At 41.7% G+C, this 13,812-nt stretch carries 15 protein-coding genes; 3 read left to right on the top strand and 12 right to left on the bottom strand.

Annotated features, from left to right (window positions below):
• Positions 1 to 13: 13 nt before the first annotated feature.
• From GJB61_RS04150 to GJB61_RS04130, 5 genes are all read right to left on the bottom strand, one after another.
• Positions 14 to 796: a class I SAM-dependent methyltransferase gene (locus tag GJB61_RS04150; RefSeq protein WP_154117164.1), complete on the bottom strand. Its 783-nt coding sequence runs from the start codon at positions 794 to 796 to the stop codon at positions 14 to 16.
• A 116-nt stretch (positions 797 to 912) separates the two neighbouring features.
• Complete coding sequence (locus GJB61_RS04145) at positions 913 to 1,638, bottom strand: Crp/Fnr family transcriptional regulator (RefSeq protein WP_154117163.1); 726 nt, start codon at positions 1,636 to 1,638, stop codon at positions 913 to 915.
• Positions 1,639 to 1,653: 15 nt separating this feature from the next.
• Positions 1,654 to 1,821 (bottom strand): rubredoxin, encoded by a 168-nt coding sequence (gene rd, locus GJB61_RS04140; RefSeq protein WP_154117162.1) that lies wholly within the window; start codon positions 1,819 to 1,821, stop codon positions 1,654 to 1,656.
• A 2-nt stretch (positions 1,822 to 1,823) separates the two neighbouring features.
• Complete coding sequence (locus GJB61_RS04135) at positions 1,824 to 2,999, bottom strand: NAD(P)/FAD-dependent oxidoreductase (protein ID WP_154117161.1); 1,176 nt, start codon at positions 2,997 to 2,999, stop codon at positions 1,824 to 1,826.
• Between the two features lie 27 nt (positions 3,000 to 3,026).
• Positions 3,027 to 4,262 (bottom strand): FprA family A-type flavoprotein, encoded by a 1,236-nt coding sequence (locus GJB61_RS04130; RefSeq protein ID WP_154117160.1) that lies wholly within the window; start codon positions 4,260 to 4,262, stop codon positions 3,027 to 3,029.
• 222 nt (positions 4,263 to 4,484) lie between these two features.
• On the opposite strand from GJB61_RS04130, the gene GJB61_RS04125 reads away from it, so the two are divergent.
• The gene (locus GJB61_RS04125) at positions 4,485 to 4,922 is read left to right on the top strand and encodes a universal stress protein (protein ID WP_154117159.1); all 438 of its coding nucleotides are present in this window, start codon (positions 4,485 to 4,487) and stop codon (positions 4,920 to 4,922) included.
• Between the two features lie 16 nt (positions 4,923 to 4,938).
• Here GJB61_RS04125 and GJB61_RS04120 read toward each other — a convergent pair whose 3' ends face one another.
• Both GJB61_RS04120 and ilvB read right to left on the bottom strand, forming a co-directional pair.
• Positions 4,939 to 5,256: an iron-sulfur cluster biosynthesis family protein gene (locus GJB61_RS04120; protein WP_154117158.1), complete on the bottom strand. Its 318-nt coding sequence runs from the start codon at positions 5,254 to 5,256 to the stop codon at positions 4,939 to 4,941.
• A gap of 20 nt (positions 5,257 to 5,276) precedes the next feature.
• Complete coding sequence (gene ilvB / locus GJB61_RS04115) at positions 5,277 to 6,956, bottom strand: biosynthetic-type acetolactate synthase large subunit (protein WP_154117157.1); 1,680 nt, start codon at positions 6,954 to 6,956, stop codon at positions 5,277 to 5,279.
• A gap of 306 nt (positions 6,957 to 7,262) precedes the next feature.
• On the opposite strand from ilvB, the gene GJB61_RS04110 reads away from it, so the two are divergent.
• Both GJB61_RS04110 and GJB61_RS04105 read left to right on the top strand, forming a co-directional pair.
• A complete protein-coding gene (locus GJB61_RS04110) occupies positions 7,263 to 8,294 on the top strand; it encodes a glycosyltransferase family 4 protein (protein ID WP_154117156.1) in 1,032 nt (343 codons plus the stop codon).
• A gap of 11 nt (positions 8,295 to 8,305) precedes the next feature.
• Positions 8,306 to 9,319, top strand: a complete 1,014-nt coding sequence (locus GJB61_RS04105; protein WP_154117155.1) for a lysylphosphatidylglycerol synthase transmembrane domain-containing protein — start codon at positions 8,306 to 8,308, stop codon at positions 9,317 to 9,319.
• 144 nt (positions 9,320 to 9,463) lie between these two features.
• On the opposite strand, the gene GJB61_RS04100 is transcribed toward GJB61_RS04105, so the two are convergent.
• The 5 genes from GJB61_RS04100 to GJB61_RS04080 all read right to left on the bottom strand — a co-directional run bounded on the left by GJB61_RS04100 (position 9,464) and on the right by GJB61_RS04080 (position 13,789).
• Positions 9,464 to 10,666 carry a glycosyltransferase family 4 protein gene (locus GJB61_RS04100; protein ID WP_154117154.1) on the bottom strand — a complete coding sequence of 401 codons (1,203 nt, stop codon included), beginning with the start codon at positions 10,664 to 10,666 and terminating at the stop codon, positions 9,464 to 9,466.
• A 180-nt stretch (positions 10,667 to 10,846) separates the two neighbouring features.
• Entirely contained in the window at positions 10,847 to 11,473 is a 627-nt protein-coding gene (locus GJB61_RS04095; RefSeq protein WP_195724230.1) for a phosphatase PAP2 family protein, read from the bottom strand.
• Between the two features lie 165 nt (positions 11,474 to 11,638).
• Positions 11,639 to 12,124, bottom strand: coding sequence for a CueP family metal-binding protein (locus GJB61_RS04090; RefSeq protein ID WP_267490779.1), 486 nt, complete (start codon positions 12,122 to 12,124; stop codon positions 11,639 to 11,641).
• A 493-nt stretch (positions 12,125 to 12,617) separates the two neighbouring features.
• A complete protein-coding gene (locus GJB61_RS04085) occupies positions 12,618 to 13,217 on the bottom strand; it encodes a TetR/AcrR family transcriptional regulator (protein ID WP_154117151.1) in 600 nt (199 codons plus the stop codon).
• 206 nt (positions 13,218 to 13,423) lie between these two features.
• Entirely contained in the window at positions 13,424 to 13,789 is a 366-nt protein-coding gene (locus GJB61_RS04080; RefSeq protein WP_154117150.1) for a LytR/AlgR family response regulator transcription factor, read from the bottom strand.
• Positions 13,790 to 13,812 lie beyond the last annotated feature (23 nt).

Genomic DNA, 13,812 nt, shown 5'->3' with positions numbered 1-13,812 from the left:
AACCTCCATTTCATTATTTGGTTGCAACAAATGTAATATGTCCGTAAAAGTCGTTGTTGTCTTCAAAAGTACTGATAAGCTCGAATAAACGTTGCTTGCTATACTCATACTGGCTGGCATTACCCAGCAGCTTGAGAGTCCCTTCCCAGCCTTCATCTATAATAAGTCCCTTTAAGGACAGCAGTGTCATACTGCCTGTATGAACGTCAATTTCGCTGAATCCAACCTCATTAAAAAGGGTGCTCCAGGCTGACTCTGTCATGGGCTGTGCATTAACAAAAAGCGATTTCCTAAGCGCATTCAAACGTGCACGGTTGCCTTCAGCCTCCGGGTCAAGGCGCAGTAACAAGTCATGTGTGCCCAGCCGCCCCCCTGGCTTTAGTACTCTCATATATTCATGGATAGCTTGGCGTTTCTGCTCCAGAGGAAGCATGGACAGCATGGCTTCATTAATAACGACATCGAATGAGTCATCCGCAAAGGGAAGCGAAAGCGCATTGCCCAACTCTACGCGAACAGAGTTTTCCAAGCCATGTTGTTTGATATTTTCTCGGGCTTTCAGGATACTAGGTTCATGCAGATCAATTCCGGTTACATCACAACCGTAGGTTTGAGCTATATGAATGGCTGTTGTTCCCATATTTGGAGCTACCTCAAGCAGCAGCGTATCCGAAGTAATGTGGCAAGCCTCAAGTATTCTTTCCGTTGCGGCTTTTCCACCGGGTCGTAATCTGGTTTTGCCAAGAGAAGCTAGAAACAGATGTGCTGGCTTCTCATCAGTTGTTATTGTACTCATATAGATAACATCTCCTTTTACTCATTGATAATGATTATCACTACTTGAGTATAAGGTCTTTGAATGATCCGTTATGTGTTTTGAATCACTAGATTTGTCTCTCTTACTCTTAAGACTTAATCGATATATTCATGCAACTTCTGCATATCGCGGATCGTAATTTCTCGTTGGCCGTTGATCTCAATCACACCCATCTGCTCAAACTTACTGAACTTCCGGCTAATAGTTTCGCGCGTAACGCCAACGTAATTCGCCATTTCTTCACGCGACAAGGGCAGCTTCACCTTAATCTGTTCCTTGCCCGGTTTGCCGTATTTGTGCCCAAGTTCGAGAATCATATAAGCGATGCGAATTTCAGGGTCCTTCGTAGCCAGGCTTTGCGCCAAATTCTCGGTGTGAGCCAGTCTTTTCGTAATGGTCTTAAGCAGCTTCAGGGCGATGTCCGGGTTCTGCTCGATGAGTTGTTCCATATCGTCTTTTGTCAGCATACAGATCTCCGTACTTTTCAGTGCATAGGCGCTGAAATTACTTAATTCATCACTATTGAAGATATTTAATTCACCGAAGAATTCACCTGTCGAAAGAATATGCAGAATCTGATCTTTGCCTTGCGGCGTAATTTTCAACAGCTTAACCTGACCTTGCTGAATGATATATAAAGTATCTGAGGGCTGCTCCTCCAATATCAATGCTTGTCCCTTACTGTATTTTCTGTGCTTGATCATTGCGCTAACCTTGGCCAGGTCCTCATCAGATAACGAAGCAAAGATTGGAACTTTACGGGTACAGGGGTCCTTGGAATATTGGCAGGAACTTTCTGTCAACCTTCTCACCTCTTTCATGGTTTGCTGGCTTTACTATTTATCTTCCACAGGAGCAAAATGGCTGGTATCCTCACCGCAGACTGGGCAGACCCAATCCTCAGGCAGATCTTCAAAAGCAGTCCCTGGCACAACGTCTTCGTCGGGGTCCCCCATTGCTGGATCGTAGATATATCCACAGGGCTGGCATATATATTTGGTCATGGTTAGCTCTCCTTATTATTGAATGTGTCGTACTTGATTCCTTGTTCAATAGCTGTCTTATAGGGTAGCGAAGCGGCCACACCTTGAAATGAAATCACTCCCGCAATTAAGCCATCCTTAATAAAGATACGCGTATACGGCTCACTGTCCGTAGGGACCACACTAGTGTCACATTGCTGTTCGTCCACTTGACCGATAGAGAACAGGTACATTTCAAAAGCATTGAACAAAGTGACAGGAACCGCGCGCTCATAGGCAACAGGGCTGCCAGTCATATTCATTCCAGCAATTCTCCCTTGCTCCATCGCTCCTCCCCACAACCCTTCTACCCGACCCTGAAATTCTGCAGCGTCGCCTGCGGCATACACAGAGGGATCACTCGTCTGCATGTTCTCATTCACAAGAATACCACCCTGTACCTCAATGCCTGCTTGGCCGGCAAGAGACGTCTTTGGTACAATTCCTATCGAGTAAACAACATGCTCACAAGGCAGAATGGAACCATCCTCCAGTTCTACACCCTGAACACAATCGATTCCGGTAATACATTTAACACCTTGTCCCAGCTGGACATTAGCTCCGAACTCGAGGATCTTTTGCAACATTAGATTAGAAGCCTGCTCATCCAGCTGTCGGCCCATGAGCCGCGGTGCTGCTTCCACAATCGTTACCGGATAACCAGCTTCGATAAAGGACCAGGCAGTTTCTACCCCCTGCACACCACCGCCGATTACACAGATACGATCTCCACTCACTAAACTATCTTTGAGCTGATCTGCATCGTTTAAATCCCTGATATTATGGACATTGCGCAGCATAGTTCCGGCCATTGGCAACTTCCGGTTACTTGCCCCTGTACACAGAAGTAATCGGTGGTAGGCAACGTCCTGTCCGTCTGCAGTTACCACTATTTTATCCTTGGGATCAATCGCAGTGATGGTTGTGCCGTGTTGGACCTTAATGTTGTTCGTCTGATACCATTTTTCCTTCTTGATTAATACCTTCTCACTATGCAAATCTGTGAACAATCCCTTGGAAAGTTTGATTCTATTATATGGAAGAGTATTTTCCTCCCCAAAAATAGAGATAACCGCTTCCCCGTCCTGATCCCTGATGGCTTTGGCCGCATGTACGGCGGCAACCCCGCTGCCGACAATAACATAATGTTTCTCCGTCATCGATATCTCCTCTTTCTCTTCGATTGTTTAAATGGCACTGAGCAGGAGATCAGAAACGAATTCGGCAGCGTTTTTGATCTTGCGAATTTGTTCATCCTCTTTAGGAGAGAAGCGAACACGTATAGGAAACTCCACATGAGTCATGCCTGTGGTTTTGATTACATGCGAAGTGCTTTGTACTGTCATCTTAGTTCCATTCAGATAGTCCTGCACGACTTCAATCGCTTCCCCACTCCAACCGTAGGAACCAAAGGCTGCTGCCAGCTTTCCATCCAGGTTCAAAGTCTCCAGCTTACGTAAAATGCTTTCCAAATTCCCGGTCATATCGGCATATTTGGTCGAACTTCCGATGAATACCGCGTCAGCCGCGGCAATGCTGTTCAGGATATCCTGCTCTTCAGCCTTGTCTGCGTCCCACAGTTCAACCTCAATATTGTTTTCCAGAAAAGAATCCCGGAGAATATGAGCCATTTTCTTGGTATTATTCTTAATCGTTACATAGACAATGGCGACTTTCTTGCCTTCGGTCGTCTCGGAACTGAGCGTTGCATAAAGGTCAATATACTTAGCAATATCATTCCGCAGAATAAATCCGTGGGAAGGGGCTATCATGTCTATCTCCAAATCCTTGACTGCATCCATCAATGTCCGCACATATCTTCTGTGAGGATGAATGATGGCCTGATAATAACCGATATAATCCTCCGTGATGTCATATCCGGCTTCATCAGCGAATAGCTGGTTCACTGCCACATGTGTGCTGAAGATATCACAGGGAAATAATATTTTATCCTCGATACAGTAAGTGATCATTGTTTCTTCCGTATGGAGATACGGAGTCTCTTTGAACAGGAGTGTCTTCCCGCCGATATCCAGCTGATCGCCATCCTTCACCACGAGAAAATCGCGATGCTGCAGCTTGTACATTTGTTGAATCTCTGGCACGGCAATTTCCGTGCAGACAATGGTGGCATTCGTAGCTTTGGAGGCGAGAGCAGCTAAACCGCCGGAGTGATCAGGTTCCGTATGGTTGATAACAATGTACTGAATATCCAGCGGATCTATTAACTCAGCTATACGCTCTGCATATTCTCTTCCAAATTCCATATCCACGGTATCAATGACTGTCGGCTTGCCAGTCTTCAGCAAATAGGAGTTGTACGTAGTGCCTTTAGTCAAGAGAAGCCGGTGGAAAGGCACCTCACGCTTATCTATTTTGCCTACCCAGTAAATATCCTTCGCAATTTCAAATCCTGCTTCCATCTTCATAACCTCCTGAAATAATGTTTATCTACAAATTGATTGTATTCCTCTCTAGCTTTTGTAAAGAGGATTGAAATCAAATTTTTGAATTATTAATCCGGAGAAGCTATAAACTGACGCAGGATTATGAAAGCGCTTTATAAGTAGAGGAATTACTGATACAATAGATATTAGAAGGACATCTCTAACCATACAGCGAGAATAAATCGAGGGGGGACCGTTATGAGACAACATATTATTGTACCGTTTGATAACTCTGATAGTGCGCGGGAAGCTTTGCGCGTTGCCATCGAAATGGCGCAGAAATATAAGGAAAAGATTCTATTGCTAAATGTTCAGTCGAAATTCACTACTCCCCATACCAAGGTTTTTTTCAACGATTCGGATATGAGGGACTACCAACAAGCATTATATGAAGAAGCTATAACTTCAGGAGTCCGCCTTCTAGAAGAATCCGGTATCGAATTCGAAACGAAGCTATTGATAGGTTTTGCCCAAGACGAAATCTTTAAAGAAGCTGAACACCAGCAGATCCGCTGCATCGTTATGGGATCACGCGGGCATAGTGCTTTCGTGGGCAGTGTACTCGGCAGTGTGAGTCAAGGCGTCCTTTACCGGGCGAACTGTCCTGTGATGGTTGTGCCTAGCAAACAGAAATAGGAAATATGGATATAGCTTAACGAATATCTCTTGTTCGGATATTAGTGCTGAATAATGCGGAATCGCTAACTAACTTATATGATGGATAATTCTCATCAGCAACAAGTCGCATTGATTCATCAAATAAATCCGCTTGCTGTCGGTCGACAAGAAATGAAAAAGGCTCTATTTGTACTTCAATATCAGTAATATCCGGTTTGCTGACTATCAGGATGACAATGACACCATTGCAGCCACAACCTTCAGTGTCAAAAAACAGTTTGAAATATCCAGTTTGGCCGCCAAGACTCTCTCTTAATCTTTCTGTGGTTAGTGCGTTTAGTTCTATCTTCATTTAGAATTACGCTCCTTTCACTACTCCTCAATACATTCCAGATTACTTACGCCGGGGGGAACGATTGGATAGACATTCGTTTCCTCGATCACATCGAATTCCATGATAGCCGGCCCCTCGGTATTCAGAGCACGCTCGATGACTGCCACCGCCTCGTCCATGGTGCTTGCTCGATAGCCTTGGGCACCAAAAGACGCGGCAAGAGCAGCAAAGTCGGGTGAGCTGATACGCACTGACGAGTATCTTCGGTTTAAGAAAAGCTCCTGCCATTGCCGCACCATTCCTAAATACCCATTCTTTAGAATAACTACCTTCACATTAAGCTGCAGATCAACAGCAGTCATGATCTCCTGCATATTCATCTGAAAGCTTCCATCCCCACTAATACATACGACCTGTCTATCGGGAAAAGCTACAGCTGCACCAATTGCTGCCGGGAAACCATACCCCATGGTGCCGAGTCCACCTGAGGTTAGAAAGGATCGCGGCTCTTTAAAGTTGTAGTGATGGGCCGTCCAGATCTGATGTTGACCCACATCTGTGGAAATGATGGCATCCGCAACCGTTGCCTTATCAATGCAGTGTATGACCTCCTGAGGTGTGAGTTTGCCCTCGCGATTAACAGGCTGGGGCTGGACGGGGCGTCTGCTCCAACCACCAATCTGAGCTTGCCATTCGGGATGGCTGCCCTCCGATAAGCGGTCAAGCATTCCCTGCAGCACAGGGGCGATCGGACTATTGAGCGTAAGATCAACCTCGATATTTTTATCAAATTCAGCTTCATCTATGTCCACCTGAATTTTAAAGGAATCCGGTGAGTATACCCCACGTTTCCCCGTCACCCGGTCACTGAATCTTACTCCTAGGCAGAGTAGAACATCGGCCGCTTGCACAGCGCGGTTCGCCGCCACCGTTCCATGCATCCCTACCATCCCTAACTGCAGCGGATGCCGTGATGGAAATGCGCCAATGCCCATTAGTGTAGAGGCCACCGGCAGATCGAAGCGGACAGCAAGCTCATGCAGCAAGGCTGGGGTTGCTCCTGCCATACACCCTCCACCAATCAAGAACAGCGGCCGCCGCGCATTGCGGATTTTCTCTGCCATTAGATCCAGCTTCGCCGCACTGAACTTCCATTCTGCTTTATATCCACGTATCGAGACAGACGCTCTAGCATCAGTAGACTCTGGTAACAGCGGAGTGTTGTCCATCATGACATCTTTAGGCAGATCGATCAGCACTGGACCCGGGCGTCCTGTCGTCGCCAGATGAAAGGCTTCATTGAGGATACGCGGCAAATCCGCCTTGTTCATGACCAAATAATTATGTTTGGTGATCGACATAGTCATCCCATATATATCAACCTCCTGGAAGCTGTCCAGGCCAATCATACCGGTTGGAACCTGTCCAGTAAGAATGATCAAGGGTACAGAATCCATGAATGCCGTAGCGATGCCTGTTATGGCATTAGTAGCACCAGGGCCGCTGGTTACAAGCGATACGCCCACCCTGCCCGTTGCCCTTGCATATCCGTCCGCTGCATGCACAGCAGCCTGTTCGTGCCGGACCAGGATATGCCGAATGCTCTTGCAATCGAACAAGGCATCATACACCGGTAGCACTGCCCCCCCAGGATACCCAAAGATCGTATCCACCTCTTTTTCCAGCAATACCTGTACCAGCAATTCCGCTCCGGTCATGACACAATCCCTCCTCTTCTACCCCTAATTCTCATGGGCAAAGTATAGATGGATCACAAGATAGCTCATGTGACTGCCGTCACTTCTAATTTGACATTCATGCAAATGTTACACAGATCAGAAAAAAGAGCCTCCTTCTCAGGAAGCTCTACGTGATTGGGATGCTAGTATATAGGTTAGCGTTGTTTGCAGTAAATGTTGTTTATAGTGTAACATGTTTCCAGGGACTAACTCTCCGAATGCCTTATTATATAGAGGTATGAAATTAACACATGTAGGTAAAAATGGATCAGACGGAGGGCAAGCATGCCAACTATTAATATGCTATCTTCAGCACACAAGGTAAAAGCTCAAGGGGTTCTATCTGCGTACATCGAACAAGTGAATTTGATTGAAACCGAACTTCAGGACCATTATAAAGTGACTAAAAATCAGTTTAAAGCCGGCGATATTAATCACTACCATACTATAGATCTTAAATTTTTTCTGAGCATCCCATTCTTCAAACGATCGGGTACAACCGTAGCCTATGTTCATTTTGTGCCTGAAACTATCGAAGAAAGTTTAAAACTGCCTACTTTTGCTAAGAAAATATTTTATACATACATGATTTGGTTCTATAAATCTGTTGATCATATTGTTGTGGTCAATCCCTATTTCATTGAGGTACTGAAAACATATAACATCGATGAGAAAAAAGTAACGTACATACCCAATTATGTTTCTGAAGAGCGTTTTTATAAATATCCTGAGAAACAAATCATTCCCGTCAAACAAAAATACGCTATTCCACTAGACAAGTTTGTTGTCCTAGGTGTCGGCCAGGTTCAAACCAGAAAGGGCATATTGGATTTTGTCGAGGTTGCCAAAAATCTTCCACAAGTTCAGTTTATATGGGCAGGTGGTTTTTCTTTCGGTTCCATAACGGAAGGATATAAAGAACTGAAACTAATTATTGAAAATCCACCGGAGAACGTTAATTTTATAGGGATCATTACGCGAGAAGAAATGAATGACATTTATAATGTTTGTGACTTAATGTTTTTGCCCTCCTTTAATGAACTATTTCCAATGTCCATTCTTGAAGCTATAGCCTTAAAAATCCCTGTGCTCTTAAGAGACTTGGATTTATATCACAATATTTTATTTGATTACTATTTAAAGGGTGATAACATCGCGGATTTCGTCCAAATCATAAATTCTATGCAGCATAAAGGGGAAGACTATGATCAATGGTCCAATAACTCCTGGCAATGTCACGAGTATTATTCCAAACAACATGTATTAAAATTATGGAAGCAGTTCTATGACGATATTGATCAACAGAAAAGAATTTAGGAGTTACGCAAATGAAAAAAAAAATATTCAGTTTAATCATGGTAATCGTTACGGCATGTATCTTTTTGTCGTTTTTCTTTTTCACTAAAGGCTTACATTCGCTGGTACAAGAAATCAAAACATTAGATACCTCTTGGATTATATTGGCCGTTACATGTATGCTCCTGTTTTGGTTCTTCGAAATGTTAAGCTTATATGTAATAACTAAAAAGTTATATAATATAAAAAATCTACTTGTTCGCTCCATTAAATTTCAAATGACCGGCTTGTTTTTTGGCGCGATTTCACCCTTTTCAGCCGGAAGTAATCCCGCTCAGCTCTATGCAATGACAGAGAATGAAATCCCGGCTGGGATGGCCGGTTCTATTTTAATGATAAAATTTATGATCCATCAATTCATAAACATCCTAATTCTAATTTTGGCCTTTTTGTTTAAATTTCATTATTTTAACTCCAGGGTCGATTATTTCCCCTATCTTTGTATTTTGGGGCTTTCTATCCATGTTATCATAATGGTATTTGCCGTAATGTTCTCTCTGAATAGCAAGCTGACAAAAAGTATATTAACCCTTATTTTCAAGGTATTAAAGAAGACTAGACTAATGAAGAATACGGAAGCCACTTACAACAAAATTGAGATTGAACTAGAAAATTTCCATGAAAATGCCTTCTTAATCGCTAAGCATATAAAAATGTGCATTTATGCATCTCTCTTCACCTTTCTTCAATATTTAGCTTTTTTCAGTATCCCTTACTGTATTTATCGGAGCTTTGGGCTTAATACCGCTGATATATGGACCTTGATTAGTGCCCAAATCTTTTTAACAAATTTCATGGCAATAATCCCTCTTCCAGGTGCTGCAGGAGGTGCAGAAGGAGGGTTTTATTTAATATACAATATGTTTTTTGATGCAAGCACCATTTTGACAGCCATCTTTGTATGGCGAGTATTAACTTATTACTCCACTATAGCTATAGGCGGTATATTTACGCTAGTACTACCCAATGCAAAAAAAAGACCGTAAGATGAAACGGCTTCGCCGTCCTTAATATGGACGGTACCGTTTCTTCGAGAAATATAAGGATAAGTTATTGCGTGAAGCATATAAATTCTTATATTTTAAAAAAAGCCATGGCCTTTATCTCCCGGCAATAGCTTAAACCAGAACTTATCTCTTCTGGATCTTAGGATTCATGTAATCTACCAAGGGGATATTGGCTTCTTTATTGGCGTATGTCATACTCGAATATTTATCCAATACTTTATTTGCAAAAATGCTACTGGAATATTCATTAGCTTTAATAACAGCTTGGACGCTCATTCTTTGTCTTAAAGACGGGTTTTCCAGTATTTCATTAATATAAGATGTGAATTTGTCCTGCTCCTTATAAGAATATCCATTACTCCCCTGTACAATTACTCCATCGATGCAAGCATCATATTTACACACTACTGGGCAGCCACTGCTTAATGCCTCTATAAAAGTTAATCCCTGAGTTTCGCTGGTCGATGCATTCACAAATATTTCCGATATTTTATAATATTTATATACTTCGTCTGCACTAATCATACCCGTAAAAATAACATTTCCTTCTAAGTGCAGGGTCTTCACTAGATCTTTTAAGTGATCCAAATACGGCCCACCGCCTACAATTAAAAGCTTCACATTTTTATTTTTCTTGATAACATCCGGTAAAAGCATTAGAATTTCACTTATGTTTTTCTCTTCTGCTATTCTTCCAACATAGCCGATTATTCGGTCATCCGGACTAATTTTCAACTCCGACATTATCTTTTGTTTATCTTCTGCTGATAATTTTCGTTGGAATTTACTCAATTCTATTCCTGTGGGTATAACATAAATAGGTCTGTCTATTCCATAACTCAAAAGTGTGTCTTTAGTTTTATTCGTTGCAGCTATAACAATATTTAGATTACTTAAAATTCTCTTGGTAATTTTTGCTGATATATTTTTATTGATAATTCCACCAAATAAATAATCCAAATAATTTTCGTACAAGGTGTGATAGGTATGCATGTGCGGAATTTTCAATTTATTTGAAATATGTTTAGACACGATCATCATTGAAAATTCGGTTTGTGAATGGATAACATCCGGACCCCACTTAATGACTTCTTTTATGAGCTTATTATATAGGGGGACCTTAACTCTGGCATCCGGATAAACGCCAATACGAATAGACTTTAGGTAATACACATCTCCATCTACCATCTCAACACCCGTATGTGATAAGGTCATGATCTTTACCTCATGTCCATTAGCTTTCAATTCTTTATAAAGATTTTTTATCGAAGTAACAACTCCATTTATTATAGGGGAATAGGTATCAGTTGTTATTAGAATCTTCATTCATTTTTCCTCCTATAATAGACCACTAATTCATTGATATAATAAGATATATGTAATTACATCTTTAGTATATTCATCAATAAAGTGAACCATGTTCATACCACATATGTACTTTTAGATGTTAACTATGCGCTCATAATCATTGTATCATGTAAATATTAAAATTTGGTTATGAAATAGTCATAACTCGACAACTGAATCCTGGGTTAATGGCTGTTGTCGTTCTTTGATAAGCCGCCCGGTCATTCGGAAGACGATTTCACCTAAAGCTATACCGGCCGCCATATCTGCGATAACATGCTGTTTAATGAACAGCGTCGACAGAATGATTAGACAAGCCATGATAGATACAGCCCAACTAGACCTTTTGGGCAAAATTGCCGCCCCCCGCAGCATTAGATAACAAGTGAGCACATGGATGCTTGGAAACCCATTATACGGTTCATCCAACCTGTAGGTTATCGGTACAAAAAAGTTCCATCCTGACCCTAATTGAGGTCGAGGAACATAGGTGGGAAATATAAGAAAAGTGAAATTAGCCACCAGTATCCCAAAACATACAGCGGCGAGCGTCTGGTAATATGCGGATCTTCTCTGTTGGAGAATCAAATAAAGCGTGATAAATATAAATGGATACCAAATGAAATAAAAAACAGAGAAAAAAGGTATGAACGGGGTAGCACGATCAAACTGCGTCGACAGCACATGCACTACTGGTCTTACATGGTTCTGCAAAGTGTACAAAATACCTATCAACGGAATAGACAACAACCAGAGAAGCGGTAGTTGCTTTTGTAGTTTCTTCAAGGAATTAACACCTCTTCTTAAGTTCTTAGGACTACATGATTTTATCACGGCCATCTCGTTATGAAACAATTATACCAAGGATTGGAGTTTGTGGAATCTCTTTTCTTTGGTACACATAAAAGCACACAACAGTAGCCTGTCTATAGACAGGCTACTTATTCTTAATCAATGTAACTGCATTGTTGTGAGGCAAGTGTCATCGCTCTCAAACGTGGAAACTTCGGACTCCGCTATTTTCCCATCATGCTCAATCGTTATGCGATAGGTTTTGTCGCGTGGCAGCCACAAATCAATAAATCCGTTAGGCTGTGATTTCATTAATGTTTTGTCCATTATTGAATTACCATCCAGGTCAACGATAGATACGTTAAAATCTTCCTCTACCATTTCTCCTTGACAGCCAGTTAAGCTATGGGTTGCACAAGGATGCGTCTTCTCAACGTATGGTGCGATAGACAGAAAAAACTCATCTTTGGGCAGGTCGTAGGTAACAGATTTGGTTGGGTCATCGTCTGTCACGGTCAGTTGCTTGGATGTAATTGAAGCTGATTCAGCTACCGTGTTTCTCACGCTGAAATCATGGACCATTTGCTTCATACTTTGCGTCTCGATTTCAGTAGATTCTTTTTTTTCGCTGCTTCCCACAAACATGTAAATCCCTGCTAATACGATAACAACCAATCCAGTAGCCAGCATTATTTTCCTTCTCACCTTGTATTCATCCCCTAATCTCATATGTACCTATTATAATCCAGCTGGTACGGTTAAGGACAGTGCGATTGATTTCACCTTTTCTTTATTCTGCTCTTAATTAAATCTGCAACATTAAGCAAAATCGTTAAAGTAACAGTTGCCAATAAAGGTTTAACAAAGCTTGATTCATTGTAGATGAGATAAGCTACTACAAAGTTAATTATGAAAAAAATTAAGTTCCACAATATTTTATTCATCTCATTTCAACCCTCGATAACCAGATTTAGAAGCCGCGCTAAACACCTTAATGGAATACCACCATCAGAAGAACAAAGTCCAATGCTACTATAATTATACAAAATTTTGGAAATGGAATGTATTTTATTTCTATTTAGGTATTGGGCAGCAAAAAGGATATCCCTCAGCCGTTAACAGGCTTTGGAATATCCTTTTACATATTTTCATCTTTATATTGAGACCGAAGTAAAGCAATTTGTCGGGCAAGAAAAAGCGGTGTATACGGCATGTCCTTACGAAGCCAGGCAATGATCGTACCAATCAAAGCTGAAGAGCCGTACCATATAGTAATGTCTTTTTGAATATTTTCTGTTGAAATATTGGAGTCGCTTTCCCCTCTCTCCAAACGTGTGGAGATCATTTCCGTAATCACACTTAGCAGACGATCCCTGAAGACTGTACTTTGTTGCGATGTGAGAATAACCTTGTAAAATTCCGCATGTTCCTGAATATGCTCAAGCATTCTCACCAGAATCAGCAAATCTTCTTCATCTGTCGAATTTAGATTCAGCGGGTTTCTGTTCATTACCTGACGTATGTCCTGAACCATCTCATCCGCCATCTTTTCCAGCATATCCGGAATGTCTCGATAATGCAGATAAAAAGTTACACGGTTGATGGTGGCTCGTTCCGCCAGTCGGTTTACTGAAATCTTCTCGATATCCATTTCCTGAAGCAATTCAATAACGGCATCTTTAATCAATTGACGCGTGCGCAGTATCCGAGGATCCGTGCGAGGTGTTGTATTATTCATCCGATTTTCTCCGTTTCTTTACTTTCATAGTAAACTATACAACAGAGTATGTATCAAGTCGATGCTCGGCAATTTGAAAGATTCATTATGATTTGATGAAACCAACTTACCTTAATCAGAAGGCAAGTTGGCTTTTCTTATATTACCTTTACTTGGTTTACCAGGATAAATAGTAGTAATTAATTCTATCTCATTAGCGACAAGGCTTAAGACCTCTGTTCCGCAAGTGCTCTTTGAATCGTTTTGTGAAGTCTATCTTGCATAACAGGTTTCACGATATAGTCATAGGCATGTACATCAAACGCATCCGCTGCATATTCTTTATAGGATGTCACAAATACAAGCCTCAATTGCCTCCCGCTTGCTCTTAATCGTTCAGCAAACTCAAGACCATTCTCTCTGGGCATACCAATGTCCACAAATACCAAATCCACATCATGATTCAGCAAATACGAAAAAGCAGCTGTGGTCTCCTGGAAGCTTCCTACGATTTCGATCTCATTTAACTTAGCGAGCATTCGGTGCATAATTACATGCATAGCCTTCTCGTCATCAATAATAACGACCCTCAACCTACACGCCTCCTCTCGTACCC

Origin of the sequence: Paenibacillus monticola (genome assembly GCF_009664975.1) — a bacterium.
Classification (GTDB): domain Bacteria; phylum Bacillota; class Bacilli; order Paenibacillales; family Paenibacillaceae; genus Paenibacillus_AQ; species Paenibacillus_AQ monticola.
This window is presented reverse-complemented; position numbering and strand designations above follow the sequence as displayed.

Bases quoted from the DNA above. Each gene is read 5' to 3' on its own strand.
- GJB61_RS04150 (WP_154117164.1), bottom strand. From the start codon at position 796: ATGAGTACAATAACAACTGATGAGAAGCCAGCACATCTGTTTCTAGCT.
- GJB61_RS04145 (WP_154117163.1), bottom strand. From the start codon at position 1,638: ATGAAAGAGGTGAGAAGGTTGACAGAAAGTTCCTGCCAATATTCCAAG.
- rd (WP_154117162.1), bottom strand. From the start codon at position 1,821: ATGACCAAATATATATGCCAGCCCTGTGGATATATCTACGATCCAGCA.
- GJB61_RS04135 (WP_154117161.1), bottom strand. From the start codon at position 2,999: ATGACGGAGAAACATTATGTTATTGTCGGCAGCGGGGTTGCCGCCGTA.
- GJB61_RS04130 (WP_154117160.1), bottom strand. From the start codon at position 4,262: ATGGAAGCAGGATTTGAAATTGCGAAGGATATTTACTGGGTAGGCAAA.
- GJB61_RS04125 (WP_154117159.1), top strand. From the start codon at position 4,485: ATGAGACAACATATTATTGTACCGTTTGATAACTCTGATAGTGCGCGG.
- GJB61_RS04120 (WP_154117158.1), bottom strand. From the start codon at position 5,256: ATGAAGATAGAACTAAACGCACTAACCACAGAAAGATTAAGAGAGAGT.
- ilvB (WP_154117157.1), bottom strand. From the start codon at position 6,956: ATGACCGGAGCGGAATTGCTGGTACAGGTATTGCTGGAAAAAGAGGTG.
- GJB61_RS04110 (WP_154117156.1), top strand. From the start codon at position 7,263: ATGCCAACTATTAATATGCTATCTTCAGCACACAAGGTAAAAGCTCAA.
- GJB61_RS04105 (WP_154117155.1), top strand. From the start codon at position 8,306: ATGAAAAAAAAAATATTCAGTTTAATCATGGTAATCGTTACGGCATGT.
- GJB61_RS04100 (WP_154117154.1), bottom strand. From the start codon at position 10,666: ATGAAGATTCTAATAACAACTGATACCTATTCCCCTATAATAAATGGA.
- GJB61_RS04090 (WP_267490779.1), bottom strand. From the start codon at position 12,124: ATGTTTGTGGGAAGCAGCGAAAAAAAAGAATCTACTGAAATCGAGACG.
- GJB61_RS04085 (WP_154117151.1), bottom strand. From the start codon at position 13,217: ATGAATAATACAACACCTCGCACGGATCCTCGGATACTGCGCACGCGT.